General features: G+C 40.2%; 14 protein-coding genes. 7 read left to right on the top strand and 7 right to left on the bottom strand.

The annotated features are described in order from the left end of the window. The first annotated feature begins 589 nt into the window (after window positions 1-589). Window positions 590-814, top strand: a complete 225-nt coding sequence (locus ACRWP9_RS13945; RefSeq protein ID WP_226414899.1) for a hypothetical protein — start codon at window positions 590-592, stop codon at window positions 812-814. A 103-nt stretch (window positions 815-917) separates the two neighbouring features. Here the strand turns inward: ACRWP9_RS13945 and hrpA are convergent, their stop codons facing one another. From hrpA to ACRWP9_RS13960, 3 genes are all read right to left on the bottom strand, one after another. Continuing rightward, window positions 918-4,829: an ATP-dependent RNA helicase HrpA gene (gene hrpA / locus ACRWP9_RS13950; RefSeq protein WP_434926505.1), complete on the bottom strand. Its 3,912-nt coding sequence runs from the start codon at window positions 4,827-4,829 to the stop codon at window positions 918-920. Between the two features lie 107 nt (window positions 4,830-4,936). Then, a complete protein-coding gene (locus ACRWP9_RS13955; RefSeq protein ID WP_434926506.1) occupies window positions 4,937-5,353 on the bottom strand; it encodes a CBS domain-containing protein in 417 nt (138 codons plus the stop codon). A gap of 217 nt (window positions 5,354-5,570) precedes the next feature. Beyond that, window positions 5,571-6,587: an isoaspartyl peptidase/L-asparaginase family protein gene (locus ACRWP9_RS13960; RefSeq protein WP_434929079.1), complete on the bottom strand. Its 1,017-nt coding sequence runs from the start codon at window positions 6,585-6,587 to the stop codon at window positions 5,571-5,573. Between the two features lie 217 nt (window positions 6,588-6,804). Between ACRWP9_RS13960 and ACRWP9_RS13965 the strand changes: the two genes are divergently transcribed. Both ACRWP9_RS13965 and tamB read left to right on the top strand, forming a co-directional pair. Continuing rightward, entirely contained in the window at window positions 6,805-8,580 is a 1,776-nt protein-coding gene (locus tag ACRWP9_RS13965) for an autotransporter assembly complex protein TamA (RefSeq protein ID WP_434926507.1), read from the top strand. Further along, the gene (tamB, locus tag ACRWP9_RS13970) at window positions 8,580-12,542 is read left to right on the top strand and encodes an autotransporter assembly complex protein TamB (RefSeq protein ID WP_434926508.1); all 3,963 of its coding nucleotides are present in this window, start codon (window positions 8,580-8,582) and stop codon (window positions 12,540-12,542) included. Before ACRWP9_RS13965 ends, tamB begins: the two co-directional genes overlap by 1 nt. A gap of 145 nt (window positions 12,543-12,687) precedes the next feature. On the opposite strand, the gene rplY is transcribed toward tamB, so the two are convergent. Next, on the bottom strand, window positions 12,688-12,972 hold the full coding sequence (rplY, locus tag ACRWP9_RS13975; protein ID WP_434926509.1) for a 50S ribosomal protein L25: 285 nt from the start codon (window positions 12,970-12,972) through the stop codon (window positions 12,688-12,690). A gap of 388 nt (window positions 12,973-13,360) precedes the next feature. Here rplY and ACRWP9_RS13980 point away from each other — a divergent pair, with 388 nt between their 5' ends. Further along, on the top strand, window positions 13,361-13,636 hold the full coding sequence (locus ACRWP9_RS13980; protein WP_434926510.1) for an HU family DNA-binding protein: 276 nt from the start codon (window positions 13,361-13,363) through the stop codon (window positions 13,634-13,636). Between the two features lie 1,304 nt (window positions 13,637-14,940). On the opposite strand, the gene ACRWP9_RS13985 is transcribed toward ACRWP9_RS13980, so the two are convergent. Both ACRWP9_RS13985 and ACRWP9_RS13990 read right to left on the bottom strand, forming a co-directional pair. Next, window positions 14,941-15,261 (bottom strand): Mpo1-like protein, encoded by a 321-nt coding sequence (locus ACRWP9_RS13985; RefSeq protein WP_434926511.1) that lies wholly within the window; start codon window positions 15,259-15,261, stop codon window positions 14,941-14,943. Window positions 15,262-15,274: 13 nt separating this feature from the next. Next, window positions 15,275-15,901 carry a GNAT family N-acetyltransferase gene (locus tag ACRWP9_RS13990; RefSeq protein WP_434926512.1) on the bottom strand — a complete coding sequence of 209 codons (627 nt, stop codon included), beginning with the start codon at window positions 15,899-15,901 and terminating at the stop codon, window positions 15,275-15,277. Window positions 15,902-16,055: 154 nt separating this feature from the next. On the opposite strand from ACRWP9_RS13990, the gene ACRWP9_RS13995 reads away from it, so the two are divergent. Beyond that, the gene (locus ACRWP9_RS13995; protein ID WP_434926513.1) at window positions 16,056-16,298 is read left to right on the top strand and encodes a DUF2789 domain-containing protein; all 243 of its coding nucleotides are present in this window, start codon (window positions 16,056-16,058) and stop codon (window positions 16,296-16,298) included. 26 nt (window positions 16,299-16,324) lie between these two features. On the opposite strand, the gene ACRWP9_RS14000 is transcribed toward ACRWP9_RS13995, so the two are convergent. After that, window positions 16,325-16,699: a DUF3192 domain-containing protein gene (locus ACRWP9_RS14000; protein ID WP_226414874.1), complete on the bottom strand. Its 375-nt coding sequence runs from the start codon at window positions 16,697-16,699 to the stop codon at window positions 16,325-16,327. Window positions 16,700-16,878: 179 nt separating this feature from the next. Here ACRWP9_RS14000 and ACRWP9_RS14005 point away from each other — a divergent pair, with 179 nt between their 5' ends. Together ACRWP9_RS14005 and ACRWP9_RS14010 are read left to right on the top strand one after the other, a co-directional pair. Continuing rightward, the gene (locus ACRWP9_RS14005; RefSeq protein ID WP_434926514.1) at window positions 16,879-17,229 is read left to right on the top strand and encodes a hypothetical protein; all 351 of its coding nucleotides are present in this window, start codon (window positions 16,879-16,881) and stop codon (window positions 17,227-17,229) included. Beyond that, window positions 17,229-18,002, top strand: a complete 774-nt coding sequence (locus ACRWP9_RS14010) for a Zn-ribbon-containing protein (protein ID WP_434926515.1) — start codon at window positions 17,229-17,231, stop codon at window positions 18,000-18,002. The genes ACRWP9_RS14005 and ACRWP9_RS14010 overlap by 1 nt, the downstream gene beginning before the upstream one ends. The last annotated feature ends 5 nt before the right edge of the window (window positions 18,003-18,007 follow it).

An 18,007-nucleotide genomic window follows, 5' to 3' on the forward strand; every position in this document is an offset into this window, starting at 1 on the left:
AGATAAAAGTCAGTCAACCTTTGGATAACTCTCCAAAAATAAAACAAAAAAATAGCAGTCTAGGCTGCTATTTTTTTGTTTTTGCATTGTCGCTTGGAGTGTAACCCTAAATCTATAGGCCATTATTCCTCGTTCAAACCCTACTCTTCATCAGAAGGCAGAGACTCTAACACGTCGTCTTTTACTTGATAGTAAGCGTTTTCGTATTCATGAACTTCCATAATAACTCCAATCATTTCTTAGGTCGTTTAGGGTCTAGGCATGTTTATTTTTTGACTATTTTGTCAGTAACATTTACCTAGTAACAGAGAAGAGTACCAATCACGTTCTTCTGTCGGTGAGTATATCAACCTAGGGCTAATGATTACTAGTCCAACACCCAAAAACTTACCAAAAACTTTCAGAATAGAATGTTTTTATTGCAGCACAATCCATATAACGGCCAAAATAATGAAACACTTTCAGATTAACAGTCACTTTTTATATCCTAAAAGCTGATATTAAGAAAGTATTACAATTAATGGTTATAACAAACCGCGTACTTTTACACTATATTTGAATTACCCCAACCTGTTTGTAGGGAATATATATGAATGCACTTGTTGAATATGAAGCAAGCCAGTTAGTGGCTCTCTTTAGGCAAAGTGATAATCTGGGTATGCATATGTTTATGGAACATATGAGTATCCCTGTTGATGTCCAAGATCTGCTGATTAATGAAATTTCAACCCTGCGCCAACTCGATCAACATTCTGTTGGTGAAGTTATTGAACACTATGGTCAAAGCTTGATGTCAGAACGTTTACTGCGGTAAATATTAGCTTCTATCGTTTACAGTTATCCCCATAAAAAAACCTCAACTTATACAATAAATTGAGGTTTTTATCTGTGTAGATCCTATTGAATTAAAACACGCTTTAAACTTGGCTGATGTGATTTAAAATTCGTTTTTCAGAAATTGGATACGCTGTGCCAAGTATTTGAGCAAAACACGACACCCGGTATTCTTCAATCATCCAACGTGCTTCATGTAATGCCTCTGGCACTGCTTGCAGTCGCGGGACTTTCGCTAATTGCGCTGCCAGCAATCCTTCAACCTTACTGATACTGTGCATGTGTATTCGGTCTCTACTAGGGTCAACAGGTAACTTATCTAATCGAGTTTCAATAGCGGATAAGTAACGAGCCACATCAGTCAGTTTATCCCAACCACATTCTTGCACAAATCCTCTATAAACCAATTTATCAAGCTGGGTTTGAATATCACTCATAGCAAAGGCAATATCTAAACTGATTTTACCTTTTAAGCGTTTTTTAATTTGCTGATAAATTGTTAGTACTTTTTCGACTTTTAAGGCAATTTTTTCAGCGGTGCTGTTGAGTTCTTGCCTGACCCAGTCTTTAGCTTGCTCAAATTGTTGTTCGTTGCGCACATCAAGGTTTTTTTCATCCAGTAATTGCTGCACAGATGCCTGAATAATATCGTCTATCAGTAATTGCACTTGGCCAAATGGATTAAAGTACATTGCCAGCTTAGCTTTGTTAGGCAAGGATTTTTGTAAATGCTTTACCGGTGAAGGAATATTGATCAACAATAACCGTCTAATGCCTAATCTGTGCTGCGTGGCCGCTTCTAACTCATCATCAAAAAGTTTAATCGACACGTCAGTTTTATTATCAATTAACGCAGGAAATGCTTTAACCTCATAGTTGCCTTTACGCTGCTGATATTGCTCCGGCAAATGGCCAAATGACCAGCTAGTTAAACTGTCTTGTTCAATACCTTTATCAGCCACCTGGCGAATAGCTTTGGAGACGACACCTTGCAATTGCTCTTTTAACGGCTCGATTTGTCGGCCCTGGGCAATTAATTCACCTTTATCATCTTCAATTTTAAAGTTAATTAATAAATGGGCTGTTAATTGGTTAAAGTCAAAATCATCTGCCGTAATGCGTGTCCCGCTCATGCGGAGTAACTGCTTACATAAGCTGTCGATTAAAGGCAATTCAAACGGTGTCATGGCTTGCACACATGCCCTGGCATAATCAGGTGCGGGCACAAAATTACGGCGTAATGTTTTAGGCAAAGACCTAATTAAGCCAATCACTTTTTCTTCACGAAGCCCTGCTACTAACCAATCAAAATCTTGCTCATCTATTTGATTCAATAACGCCACGGGTATGTGAACTGATACGCCATCATCGGCATTAGCCGGTTCAAAATGATAACTGACTTTAAGGGCTAGATTGCCTTTATGCCAAACCTCAGGAAAATCTAACGCTGAAATATGCTCAACACTGCGCTGCATTAATAAATCAGCGTTAAAGTCTAATAATTGTGGCTGTGCTACACGTGCTTGCTTCCACCACTTGAAAAATAGCGGCGCATTATAAATACCTTCAGGTATTCGTGGCTCATAAAAGTCCACCAGCACATCTTCATCCACTAAAATATCCCGGCGCCGAGATTTATGTTCTAGGCTTTCGATGTCATCGAGCAGTTTTTGATTGTTAATAAAAAAAGCTTCTTTGGTTTGCAACTGCCCTTCTGCTAGCGCGCTGCGAATAAATATCTCACGCGCTTCAATAGCATCGATAGGACCATACTGCACACGACGTCTATTGACGATAGTTAAGCCATAAAGTACTTGATTCTCTAGTGCGACGACGCTGCCAGCTTTGGCTTCAAAATGTGGCTCAACATGGTTGATTTTAATCAAATGAGCTGCAAGTGGCTCTAACCATTCAGGCTGTATTTTGGCGCAGCAACGGGCAAATAATCGTGATGTCTCGGTTAACTCGGCCGCCATAATCCACTTAGGGCCTTTTTTAGCTAAAGGTGACCCCGGAAACACAAAAAACTTACGGTTGCGGGCACCTAGATATTCATTATTAACATCTTTAAAACCAATATGACTTAACAGCCCTGCTAGCAAAGCTTTATGCAAATTATCATAGCTAGCCGGAGTGTCATTTAAGCGCCATTTTAATTCGTGAACCGCTTGTTTGAGCTGAGTGTATAAGTCTTGCCACTCGCGCACTCGCAAATAGGCTAAGTATTCATCACGGCACTGTTTTCTAAATTGGCTAGCGGATAATTCGCGTTTCTGATCCTTGATGTGATCCCATAATTTAATCCAGCTACTAAAGTCAGAGTCTTTATCGGCAAAGCGATTATGGTACTCGTTAGCGGCTTGTTTTTTATCAATGGGACGCTCACGGGGATCTTGAATCGATAATCCTGCGGTGATCACTAATGTTTCATGTAAGCAGCCCTGTTGATTAGCTTCAAACACCATGCGGGCTAATCGTGGATCTAGCGGAATTTTAGCTAAGTTTCGCCCAAGCGGGGTTAACACCAAATCGCCTTTTTGCTTTTTAACCGCTTGCAGCTCTTCAAGTAGTAAAAAACCATCGCGAATATGCTTTTGCTCTGGTGGCTGAATAAACGGGAAACCAGCTATATCACCTAAACCTATGGCCAGCATTTGTAAAATAACCGAGGCTAAATTGGTGCGCAGAATCTCAGGGTCGGTAAATTCAGGACGTTGAATAAAATCAGTTTCATCATACAGACGAATACAAATACCTGGGCCAACACGACCACAACGCCCTTGACGTTGATTGGCACTAGCTTGAGAAATAGGCTCAATCGGTAAGCGCTGCACTTTGGTGCGATAACTATAACGACTCATTCGCGCCGTACCGGGGTCGATAACATAACGAATACCGGGCACAGTTAATGAGGTTTCTGCCACGTTAGTCGCTAATACAATGCGGCGGCCTATGTGACTTTTAAATATTTTAGACTGCTCACCATAGGAAAGACGCGCGTATAACGGCAAAATTTCGGTATCACGATAATTTTGTTTACGCAGCATATCTGTGGTGTCACGAATTTCCCGCTCGCCATTCATAAATATCAGAATGTCACCGGGGCCTTCGGCAATCAGCTCATCTACGGCAGCAAAAATACCATCGGTCACATCACGATCTGCATCATCATCTTGCACCAAAGGCCGGTAACGAGTGTCAACCGGATAAGTACGGCCTGATACTTGGATAACGGGCGCATTATCAAAATGCTGAGAGAAACGCTCAACATCAATGGTTGCTGAAGTAATAATGACTTTTAGTTCAGGACGTTTTTTAAGCACTTGCTTCAAGTAACCTAAAATAAAATCGATATTCAAACTGCGCTCATGCGCTTCATCAATAATAATCGCGTCATATTGATTTAGGTATTTATCTGAGGTTAATTCTGCCAATAAAATACCGTCGGTCATTAACTTGATATAGCTATTTTCGCTGATAGCATCGGCAAAACGCACCTTAAATCCAACAACGTCGCCTAATGGACTATTCAATTCATCCGCTATACGGCTGGCAACACTGCGGGCCGCCAAACGACGTGGTTGGGTGTGACCAATAATGCCACGGCAACCTAAACCAAGATCAAGGCAAATTTTAGGCAACTGGGTGGTTTTACCCGAGCCAGTTTCACCTGCAACAATCACCACTTGATTGGTGGCTATTGCAGTGGCAATTTCATCACGCTTTTGCGAAATGGGTAAGTCATCAGGATAGTTTATTTTAGGCCGATTTTGCAGACGCAGCTGTACTTTTTCAACCGATGCGATAGCTCTTGCTTCTAACTCTGCAATCGCTTTTTCTCTAGCAGCAATATTTGTAGGATCTGGCGATGTTTGTTTATTGAGCCGAAACAAACGACGACGAATGTAGGCCGCGTCAGTTTGCACACAACGCTGTAAAAATGCTTTGGAGAGTGGCTTAAGATCCGCGTTCAAATTTGTTTCCTTAGCTAGCATCGAAATCGAAAATATCGATCCTAGCAAGGAAGCTGACACATTGGTATGTTTTAACGCGTTAGTTTGGTGCCTTTTTAAGCATATATGACTTTAAAAATAATTTAGCCCTAGGCTGGTGATAAATAACATTGTTGCATGTAGATGTTCATCGCTTTTAATACATCTTGACGAGTTATCGCACCTATCACTTTGCCATGTTCTACCACAGGATAAATTTTGGGTTTTGCGCCTGTCATTTGTTCAGCTAAATGCAGCATACTGTCCTGTGGACCGACACTCAGTACATCGGTTTTCATGCAATCTGTTACCATGCTAGTTAAATCACAGTGATAACTGCTTTTTAACATCACGGCAAGGCAGTCTTGTTGAGATAAAAAACCGACTAACTCGCCAGATTCACCCACTACTGGTGCGCCGGGTCTGTTACTGGTAATTAACTTTTCAACAGCAACCGCAATTGACATATCTGCTTTAAGCAACACAGGACGCTTGTCCATATAATCGATAATTTTAATTGAATCCATTTAATATCCCCATAATGATGTTTGACTGCCTGTTAATATTCCAACCTAAGCTAACAATAAATAAGCTTGGCAAATAAGGCTCAACTTCATAATTAAGTTTAGTCAAAAATTATTAAAGAGCATTAAAATAAATCTAATCATTTTAATCGATATAATCGATTGATTGGTTTTCAAAGTAAAAACTCATTCACAGATGAAAACCACTCAGAACCTATGCTTATTTATCTCTCCAAATCATAATATTAGCAGGCTCATTACCCACCTTAGTGGCACGATACATGCCCGAAGTATTAAACGGTGTAGCGATATTACCTTTGCCATCAATGGCAATCACACCACCAGTCCCGCCGGCTTCTACTAGTCTTTGGTTAATCACTTCATCCGCTGCTTGTATAATTGATTTTTGCTGATATTTAACCCGCGCGCAAATATCGGCAGCCACATTATAACGAATAAAAAACTCACCATGTCCTGTCGCAGAAATAGCACAAGTACCATTTTCAGCATAATTCCCTGCGCCAATAACAGGCGCATCACCTATGCGGCCAAACCTTTTTGCCGTCATACCACCTGTTGAGGTTCCTGCGGATAAATTACCCTGTTTATCTAAGGCAACTGCACCAACGGTACCAAACTTATAGTTGTCGTCTAATTTATTAACCGACGCTTGATAATCATTGTCTTGCAATTCTGATTCTATGATTTTCTTCTTTGCATCAAGTAATTGATTATATCTATGCGGGGTATCAAAATGTTGGTTTGGTACAAAGTCCATTCCCTGTGATATGGCAAACTCTTCTGCACCTTGACCATATAACATCACATGGGGAGATTTCTCCATCACAGCACGCGCTAAGTTAATCGGGTTTTTAATGTGACTCACTCCAGCAACTGCACCGGCTGCCATATTCCGCCCATCCATAACAGACGCATCTAACTCGTGTTTACCATCAAAGGTATATACCGCGCCAACACCAGCGTTAAATAATGGGCTGTCCTCTAATACGTTTATTGCTGCTTGCACAGCATCAAGACTGTCGCCACCTTGAGTCAAAATTTGATGCCCAGCATCAATAGCCTGTTGTAATTTATCGCGGTAGGCTTGCTGTTGTACTTCACTTAAATCGGCTTCATTAATGGTCCCTGCGCCGCCATGAATTGCTATTGCAAAAGGTTTATTATCATCCGCCTGTAGATTAAAACTTAAGCCAATTAGTAATGGCATTAAGCTCATCCCCACACTTAAACGGTTAAAAAGTTTATTTTTCATTATATTTCGTTCCTTCAGGATTAATTCTACCCATAGTTTGCCTTGCGACTTTAGCGCTTTCTAGCGACAATATACACAATATGCGCCTAAATCGGTAAGTACCTTAATATTGTTAATTAAATATCTAAAATTAAGCCTTTTTCTCATCATTACACTTGCTGTATTTTACAGCAACAGCATCATGGCGGCAGATGATTGGTTAACCGTGTCGATTTCGGGCGTTAAAAGCTCACTTAAGAAAAATATTATCTCCCACTTGGGGCAAAACCCTCAAAATGAAATACAGCGTCGGGCATATTTATTCGGTGTGGAAGACAATACCACCGAGGCCTTAGAATCCATGGGCTTTTATCGTGCTCAAATTGAAGTCAATGTAGTTGAAACTGAAACCGGCCCTTGGCAACTCAACATTAAAGTTGAGCCAGGAGAACCTGTAATCCTTCAGTGGATTGATATCGGCTTTGATGATGAAATGTTAGAGGATCGTACTTTTATGCGCTGGCTTGATGGGCTAACCATTAAACCTGGAGATTCATTACATCACGGTGTTTACGAAGACATAAAATCGCAACTGGTCACTTTAGCGTTAGCACGCGGTTATTTCGATGGTAAAATTACCCGTTCTGAGATTGTCATCAATCGAGATAAAAATACCGCCCAAATCAATCTTCATTTCCAATCAGGACAACGTTACCATTTAGGCGACGTAACCTTTGAAGGTCATACTCTTAACGACAACATAGTACAAGCACTAGTGCCGTTTAAACTTGATACCCCTTACGCCACGTCTGACTTAGGTACCTTAAACCGAAATCTAATCGATACAGGTTACTTCAGCAATATTAAAGTGTTGCCACAAATTGACCAAATAAAAGACGGTAATGTCCCCGTACTTGTTGAACTGACCCCGCGGGCAAGTCATTCGCTAGAAATAGGCGCGGGTGTAGATATTGGTAATAGTAGTGATAACGGGGTTGAGCCTCGTATTCGGCTCACCTTGCGTACACCGCAGGTTAACCGTTTTGGTCATAAACAAGAAACCACTGCTGAATGGGCACCAGACAGACCTAAGCTGTTAACGACCTATACCATTCCCCTGACACATCCATTAGATGACCAACTAAAAATAAGAGTTGGATTATTACGCGACAAATATGGCGTCACCCAGGAATACAGTGCCGATGATAGAAAGTTCGTCAATACTGGCCAATTAGAGTCCGAAAAATACCAAATAGGCTTTATTAGACAGCGTCGCACCGAAAGCAACTGGTTATTAGGTTACTCTTTTGAAGCCGTTAAGGAGTTTTATAATCAGCTAGATACTGACTATATGCCAAATTTTTATTTATTTGGTTTAACCATGTCAAATACAGTTCGCGGCGATAACACCCTCGATCCTAAATCGGGTTTTCGCCAAACCTACAGTGTTGAGTATGCCGATCCCAATTTAGGCTCGGCCATTCAATTAGCGCGTTTGCAGGCAAAACTGAAATGGATAGATACCTTTTATGACAAACATCGATTTGTCGCCCGGTTAGACATAGGCGCTAATATCGCGGATAAAGAAGATATTCCCTTTATTTCACCTTCACTGAGATATTTTGCCGGTGGTGATCAATCGATACGTGGCTATCGATATCAAGAGTTAGGCCCATATATTGATTATACTAATACCGAAGGTGGTATCTCACGGCAAGTTGTCGGTGGTCGTTACCTACTCGTCGGCAGTCTAGAGTATCAGTATTACTTAACCCCAACGTGGCGACTAGCGACATTTATTGATGGCGGTAATGCATTTGACACTGACCAATTTGAATCTGTGGTCTCGGTCGGTGGTGGTGTTCATTGGATTTCCCCTATCGGCCCAATTAAGTTCGATCTTGGTTTTGGCTTAAAAGAAACTGAAACCGTTGATCGCTCGTTCCGTTTCCATTTAACCATGGGGACTGAGTTATAATGAACACGCCTAATAACAAGAGTTCAACGACTGCTACCCCACTAACGGCTAAGCAACAAGGTGAGAATGCCGTTTCAGACAGTGCCACATCTCAACAATCTCAACAATCTCAACATGGTGTAGAACAAAACAAAGCTGAAAACTTAAAGCCCAAAGACTCTGTAGCCATAGGTCTGCTTAAACAGCTATGGCGAACCTTTAAGTTCTACACCCGATTATTAATTTATATTCCACTTGTTCTACTTGTTGTTGCTGCATTAGTGCTTGGCACCTCCTTTGGCAGTAAAATAGGCATTATTGTCGCCAGCCAGTTAGTGCCTAATTTAACCTTAGATTATCAATCAGGCGCCATTAATAGTGATCTAAAGTTACACTATGCATCTTGGTCGATGGACGGAATGAGTGTTGAAATTGAAGGCCTGACTCTGGACTGGTTACCACGCTGTTTTATCAACAAACAGCTTTGTGTCAATAACCTAGAAGCATCTACTGTTAAGGTCAACATTCAAACTGACCAGTTTAGCAATACCGCTAAAGTAAATGAAAATGCCAGTGTTGATGATGCTTCATTAGAAGAACTTGCGTTACTGCAACTGCCATTTGACATTAGCCTCAATCACGCTGAATTAACCAACGTGAATATCACTGTAAACGACATGCATTATAATGCCGCGCGACTCAAGGCCCAGGCAATTTGGAATGAAACAGGCTTAAAGGTCGAGCACCTAAGCAGCGTTGGACTAGAAGTGATTATTCCGCAAAGTGACGGAATCAATGATGTTCAAGTAGTAACTGATGCCAACAAACAATGGCCATTAGCTCAATTACCTGCGGTTTATCTTCCGTTTCGATTATTTGTAAAACAATTAACCTCAGTTGATAGCATGCTCCAGCTAGGTGATAGAAAAGACGTATTCGAGCTCATTAACCTTTCGGGTAATTATATTGGCTACAACGTCAGTATCAGCCAGCTACTTGTCAATCATACCTATGGCAATATTGATTTAATCGGTGATATTCATTTAGTTGACCATTATCCGATGGATATCAAGGTCAAAGCACAAATAGATAATATTACTGAAATACCGCATTTACATGATCAAACGCTAAACCTTGAAATGACAGATAACCTAAGTAACTTAGGTATTGAGTTAAAAGTCGCTGGCAATACCCGAGTCAATTTGCAAGGTGTGATCGATTTAACTCTCCCCACGGTGCCATTTGATGTAAAATTAACCGACAGCAAACTTATCTGGCCATTAGAAAATGAGTTATACATTGCTGATATCAAAAACCTGAATGCTAAAGGGTCAATCGACACCATTAAAGGGCAATTATCAGGGACATTTATCAGCCCTTATCAACCAGAGCTAAGCTTAGATTCCACATTCGCTTACCAGCAACAAACCCTAACATTCAACAACCTTGATATAGCATCCGAAGCAGGTAATTTTAATATTGCTGGCGACATAAACTTAGCGGACAACATTTCGTGGCAAGTGAATGTCAGCATGCAAGATTTTCGGCTACAGCAAATTCAATGGTTAAATCAACATTTGCCAATGCGCAGTAAAATTAGCGGTCAGTTCAACACCCATGGCAACATTGCTAATAAAAAATGGAACATAGGTATCGATGACGCGAGCCTACAAGGACGTATGAATGGCTACCCTTTGACGCTCGAAGGACAAGTTATCGTTGATCAAGATTTTGCGGTTAATGCTAACAACCTGCATGCTACCGCTTTAGGTGCTGACTTATTCGTTAATGGTCAAGTTGATGACATGTGGGATATCGACCTAGAGCTCAACGTACCCGATCTAAGCCAATGGCTAGCGGGTGCCAGAGGTAATTTACATGCCAAAGTGGATGTAACAGGTGAAAATAGCCATCCTAATGTCGATCTCAGCGCCGAAATGCAAAACACAAGCTACATGGGTGCAAAATTAGATAATCTGGGCTTAAAAGCGCATTACCTGCCATTTGACAAGCATGAGTATTCGTTATTACTAAGCAGTCAGAATATTTATTATAAGGGTTATAAACTCACTAGTTTGCAACTCGACAGCAAGGGCGATGAGAGCCAACAAATAAGTTCAATTAATGCCAGCGGTGATACCAGCATTAAAAGTGAATTAATCAGCCAAACTGATCTTATAAAGCAAACGATAAGCGCACAACTTAACCAGTTGAATATTGACAATATACTGGGGAGCTGGCAATTAGATGCGCCTCTTTCTGTAGCATGGGATCAACTTAAAAATCGAGGCAACATAAACGCTTTTTGTATCAGCCACCCCAGTAATAAATTTTGCCTCACCAACAATGTCACCCTCGGGCCTACAGGCCAGGCTGAGATAAATTTCAGTGGTAACCCAGGTCAACTTTTTGCTCCAATAATGTCAAAAAATATTGATTGGAACGGTAATGCAGCATTAACCAGTCAAATTAATTGGCAACCTAAACATAAGCCGACAGCATCGGTCAATTTCACCCTTTTACCGGGTAATATTAAGTTAATTCGTAATACTAACAACATCGTCAGTATTGATTATCAACAGCTATTGCTTACAGCTAATTTAGATGAGAAGCAATTGCGTACCACAATCAGTGCTGATTCAGAGGGCATCGCCAGCTTACAAGCTGAAATCAATGTCAATGTGACCCCAGATAAAAGTTTAGATGGATTTATTCACATAAATTCACTCAACCTTGAACCCTTTGGAGAGTTTTTCCCAAGAATCCAAACACTTCAAGGTGACTTATCTAGCCGAATTACATTAGCAGGCAATTTAGGCACCCCTGAATTAACAGGCAACATAAAACTAGCAGAAGGTGCTTTTGCGCTTTCATCTAACCCAACCTTGCTGGAAAAAATATACCTTGGCTTGCAACTTAATGGTCAACAGGCAGCATTGGATGGTCAACTTCATATTGGTGATGGACAAGCCTTAGTTAATGGCTCGCTCTATTGGCCTAATGGACAAGTGTCCGGAGACATAAGCTTTAAAGGGGATAATCTTGCGGTTATTCAGCCGCCAATTGCTATTTTAAATGTATCGCCAGACCTTAATATTCAATTTGATATGCAGCAAGTTTCAGTTAAAGGCGCATTAGATATTCCTTCTGGTCAAATTAAAATAATGCAGCTTTCTGAGGGCGGAGTCGCCGTATCAAATGATGTGATATTTAATGACTCAATATCTGAATTAGAAGTTAAGACCAGCCCTTATGCCATTTTAGCTGACATCAATATCAATGTTGGTAATGAATTATCCATTGATGGTATGGGATTAACCGGAAAATTAGCCGGTAGTCTAAGGCTTCAACAACAAGCATTTAAGCCACCACTATTATTTGGTGATATTAGAGTCACCAATGGTAACTACAAATTTATGGGCCAAACTCTTAAAATTAATGCCGGTGAAGTGCAGTTTGTTGGGCCAATAGAAGTGCCCAACTTAAATATTGAAGCGATTAAAGAAATCAAAGAAGAGGACTTAACCGCTGGAGTGCGAGTAACTGGCACGCCTATGCGTCCAACGGTTACGGTATTCTCCAATCCAGCAAAAGAGCAAGCAGAGGTTCTTTCCTACATCTTAACGGGCAAAGGATTTAGCAGTACTAACGATCAACAAAGCAACTCATTAATGATGGGCGCGGCGTTAAGCCTAGGCTCACAGGTTGATGGTGGTGCGATAAATAACATTGGATCAACAGCCAGAGGTGTTATAGAAAAGTTTGGGTTTTCGAACGTACAGTTAGATGCAAATGATGATGGCAGAATGGCTATCAGTGGATTCATTGGTGAAGACTTAATGATTAAATATGGAATTGGCGTATTTAATCCAGGCTATGAAATGACGGTAAGATATTACCTATTATCACAACTTTACCTTGAAACCGTATCAGGGACGATTAGCCAATCATTAGATATTTATTATAACTACGACTTTGATTAGTAAACTATCTCTACATCAATATGCCTTGAAGTGATATTGACCCCTTGAAGTGATATTGGCATAAGAACAGCTTGCCTTGCGGGATAAAAAGTAAATTACAAGTACAAAAAAAGCGCCTTAAGGCGCTTTTTTCACATAGATGCGATTAAGCAAATATGAAGTCAACATGTTCAATTAGGTGTCTAAAAGCATGACGTTGCATTGCTTTTGGAACAACTTTGATTTCTTTACCGTCAACGGCGATAGTTAAACCATCATAGAAATCTTTGTTTTCTTGAATGTTGATGATGTCTTTGTGTAAGAACTTAATTGAAATAGGCTCTTTACCAGGACCATAAATTACAGCAGGTACCATATCAGCGTGACGTAGGCGGCGGCTCGAACCTTTCCCGACTTCAGTGCGGATTTGGGCGTTAATAGTGTAAGACATGTTAATACTCACTTAATAATTAAAATAAAGGACGTCACCGTTCTCGACCAACGACGACTCAAAATAAAGCGCGCGAATGTTAACACACACACAGACAAAGCAACAAGGTTAATTAAATTTAAATCTTGTATGCTTCAATGTGTAGCCTTGTTTGCTTTAAATGTAATGCAAAACAGCAATCAAGCTCACTACCCTAAAGCAGTATAATGCAGTCTATTATTCAATAGACTGTTAGTTAACAATTATAACAGGCAAGATAACAGCTTGTTAAAAAACGCTTTAAAATTAACCGCATAAGTTAAATAAACAAGAGTTAATTGGGACTCAAGCTATATAATTGCTATAAAGCCCTAACAATGCCAATCACTCAATTAAATACGCTTTTTCTATGAATAAAAAACAGCTAATTTGTAAAATGTCGCAACAACTCGATATTCCACAAACACAGTGCAAAACTCAGTTAGAACAAATTCTCGCAACAATTCACCAGGCACTCTGTGAAGGGGAAAAGGTGTATATTCCGCAGTTTGGGACATTTGAATTACGGTTTTATCTACCTAAAAATGGGCGTAATCCCCAAACCGGTGAAAAGATAGAAATTGCAGGCTTTAATCAGCCGAGCTTTAAAGTATCAAATCACTTAAAAGCACAGGTCAACACCTAGACAGCTATAGTGGGCTATACCCATGACATTGATAGCAGGCTTTTATCTGCACAAAAAGAAAGGCCGCGACATAAAGTCACGGCCTTCTGATCTCTTGTTAAGCTATCCCGCTATTTTGGTTGCTCCCTGCACCATCCATGCGTATATGCTGCTCCTGCACCTATCCGTGTTCTATCCTTGAAAATCCTTGTACTTACGTACTGTCCTTCTTACTCGATTATCCTTTGACCGAGCCTGCTCCATCCTGAGCGTGTCCTTGAATCATCCTTGAAATCTATTTTATTTATCCACATCATCCTGATGGGTTTTACTATGTTAAGTGTCAATCCTAGACACTTATCTCGCCTTATCCATAAAACGAGTTTTTTATCCTTTGTTACAGCTTCGTTGTCTTCCATAACAACACATCCATTGTATAAGCATCCTGCCTAATCACATTTCCAATGTCGCGCTTTCCTTAGCTGCAGTAATAATAGTGGAAATCATTTAACCATAATAGGCTTAAACATATCCGCAACAAAAAACAAACAAGGCCACAAAACACATAAAATAAAAAACTCTTTTAATATCAATGGCAAAAATTAAAAATGTAAGTAGTCTATTATAATTAAAACCTATTAGGCTTACATGCTTTGTGAGATATATCTCACAAGGACGGTAGAGTTAAGCCATCAACAATAGCTTAGGGAAATGACTTACAGCCAATAAAAAGGCACAACCTAAAAAGGTTGTGCCCATTTAACACTGTCGTTAGCCATCCTGCTAAATTTGTGCTCCCTGCTCCATCCTTGCGATTCGCTATCCTAGCGGCTCCCTGTTCCTTTTATCTCAACATTCCTTTACTAATGTAAGTTGAGTTCAATCCATTGTTCAGTCATCCATGGCTGAAAATTCAAATCCGTTGAATCGTCCCTGTGCATCCTGCAATCCTATCCTTGATTCCTTGTGTTAGCTTACGCTTCCACTCATCCTTGTTTCGGCTATCCATTTACCGAGCTCATGCCCATAATCCTTGAGCGTGTCCTTGTTTCATCCCTGAAGTTCAAAATGGTGAGGTCATATTATTGCTCTTCCTGAGCAAACCTAGTGACCTCATTCACTTGATGTAACTATTGTATCTCGAACGGCCTGCATTGAAACACATCGCACCAACACAACTAAAAAGATATCCCCAACAAAAAACAAAGGTAAATCGTAAGGTATTGATATATATTTAAATAAATATTAATGATTGATTTTGTACTACAGCAAAACCTAATAACACCTACACAACTGTAGGATAAGGCTTACAAAATACTGGGCACTTAAAGCTTAGCAATCAACTTTGATAACACTCTTTTTAACATTTGCCCGTACATTACCCAATCTCCAAGTAAGCTATATAGAGGGTAAGTGAAAGTAGCTGGACGATTCTTCTCAAACATAAAGTGTCCAATCCAAGCAAAACCATAACCAATCACCGGCAACCAAACTAATTGCCACCATTGCTGGTTAATAAAAGTATTGATTAGCAAAACAACAATAATGGTGCTGCCAAGGTAATGCAGTCGCCTACATACTAAGTCTTGGTGCTGAGATAAATAGAATGGGTAAAACTCTTTAAACGTTTTATATTGTTTACTCATCATCGCTTACCATTCATTTTGCATAAAATAAGATTTCACCTTCAACCTCACCAATCGTTACACTGGCTATGCTTTTAAATCCCTGGTGACTAAACGCCTTATTATGAACTGGGTTGTTAACAAATACGCCAATGCCATCAAGTTGAGGCTGTTCATCACACCAACTCAACACAGCTTGAATTAATTTAGCCCCATTACCCTTGCGCTGCTCATTCGGTGTTAGCGCAATAAACTGCAATATTCCGCATTTATCAGAGGGTAAGTGTGTTAATAAACAGGTTTCTTTTTCCATTAATCCCTGGGTAGACTTCCAACCAGTGCCTAACACCATTTTCAAACGCCAATGCCAGTAGCGTGATTGACCAATCGGAATTTGCTGAGTAATAACACAAGCCACCCCAATGAGTCGCTCACCATCAAACCAGCCAATTAAAGGTTGTTCTTGCTGCCAAAGCTCATTTAATTCTTCACGAATAGCTGCACGTAACTTTTGTTCATACATACTATTATCTTGGTTGCCAAATACCTTTAAAAAGAATGGGTCATCGTGATACGCGTTATAAATAATAGAGGCTGCTACACGTAAGTCTTCAGCCGTTAGATACACTGCTTTAAATTGTTCCAAGGTTTTGTTATCCATTATTGTTCCTTGACTATTTTACGTTCAACATTAACTTAGCAAGTTAACAAGTTTGAAACAATCACCAATTAAAGCTGGATAATAAATTATAACCACAGTGGGTTTGCAATTAGCGGCTACGGCAGTAATACTGGTTAAAATCAAAGGAGCTAAAATGGATACCACTAAAACAGATCTGAACCATTTATTTATGCAACTAGGCTTAGCTTATGGGGAAAAGGAAGTGACTGCATTTATTGCTAGTCACCAAATAGATGACCATACATTATTGATAGATGCGCCCTTTTGGAATTTGGCCCAAAAAACCTTCTTCAAAGAAGCACTAAATCAAGACGCCCAATGGTCAGAGGTGATAGACCAATTGGACGTTATGCTAAGATCGACACATACTAGCTAGACATTAGCGGTCAGCCTAGAGCAAACTTAAATTTGTTTGTAGGCTGTATCGCCCCAGCCTACTAACTCGCTATTTTTAAATACAATAGGTGTGCATTCATCTTTGGTTGTTTTACCATCGCCTTTCGCCCATTGGGTACGATAAAATAATACTTTAACCTGTTCTTTATCTGCCTGGTTCACAAATGCCTCACTAAAGTCTGAGGTGCCCATAATCACTTGCACTTGATCTAAGGTCATTCCTAACGACAGTTTTGTTAAACTATCGCGGTTTTTTTCTTGTTGTACTTCCCAATAGTCGTGACTTTTTCCAGACTCATGATCACCCACATTTAATACACAGCCACTTAAGCCTAAAGATATAGCGGTAATTAGCGCTGCGCCCATTAATTTTGATTTCATGTTATTTCCTTTTTGTTAGAATAAATAGCTATTGAGTAAGTTAACACTTACAGTTCAATTAACATTCCTTAATGCTATTTTCATGCCAAAACGTATGCTATTGATTTTATATAAATTAATATCAAAATAATAATAAAGTAGTATTTCTCACTACTAAAAAACAAGGATTTTCACCACTTATGAGTCCAATTGAACACGTTATCGCGGCAGCTAAAGCCATCGCCATCAATGGACATACTCCCAGCGTTGCCTTAATTAAAGGCCGTGTAGGCAAAGTACCTATGCCATTAATTGTTCAAGGGCTTCAGCAATTTAAAGCAATACCTAAATCTGAATGGCAAGGTATTGCTGATTTTGTGCCGACGGAAGAATCAGAAAATAAACCGCAAAACAACATCAGCTTGATCGAAGTGGCAGAACAGCAACACAAGATGCAGCAACAAATTAATCAACTAATGGCGCGTATCACACAACTTGAACAACAACTCGAGCAGCAAGCTGAACAACCTTTAGCACAAAAGGCACCATAATGTTTGTTATTGAATTACGCTTTGAACCTTTTGCTGATACCACTATCTCCAGTGCCGAAAAAGCCATTAATCACTATTTAGAAGCTCTACGTGCCAACGGCCAAATACTGGGCAGAGAATTTGCAGTGGCGTTTAACGATGGCGAATTTAAAGCGCGTTTGATGCTGCCAGAAAAAACCAGCTTAGCAAAACGCCATAACAGCCCCTGGGTCAAATCAGCGATAAATGGATTAACTGAAGCTAAATTGCTTGCACCAAGGGAAAAGTTTATTGGTCAGGACATTAATTCAGAGGTCAGTAACACTGAACCGGCTAGTTGGCAGCTGCTTTACACCAGTTATGTACATATGTGTTCGCCATTAAGAAGCGGAGATAACTTACTGCCAATTCCGCTTTATCAGATCCCCGCAACCTTTAATGGTGATCATAAGCGCATCATCAAATGGCAAAGTGAATGGCAAGCATGTGATGAGTTACAAATGGCTGCTGCAACCAAAGCAGAATTTGCTGCACTTGAAGAAATAAGTACAGTCACTAGCGACCTGTTCAGGCGAGGCCGTGATTTATGCGGCAGAATAGAATACCTCACCCAAATTCCAACCTACTACTACTTGTATCGCGTCGGGGGTGAAAGCTTACTCGCTGAGCAAAGCCGAACTTGCCCTAAGTGCAACCGTGCTGAGTGGAAACTAGATGAGCCGTTATTAGATATGTTTCACTTCCGCTGTGAAGACTGCCGCATCATCTCAAACCTGTCATGGGATCATCAATAAACTGT

Source organism: Shewanella sp. HL-SH2 (assembly GCF_051164935.1).
Lineage (GTDB): Bacteria > Pseudomonadota > Gammaproteobacteria > Enterobacterales > Shewanellaceae > Shewanella > Shewanella glacialimarina.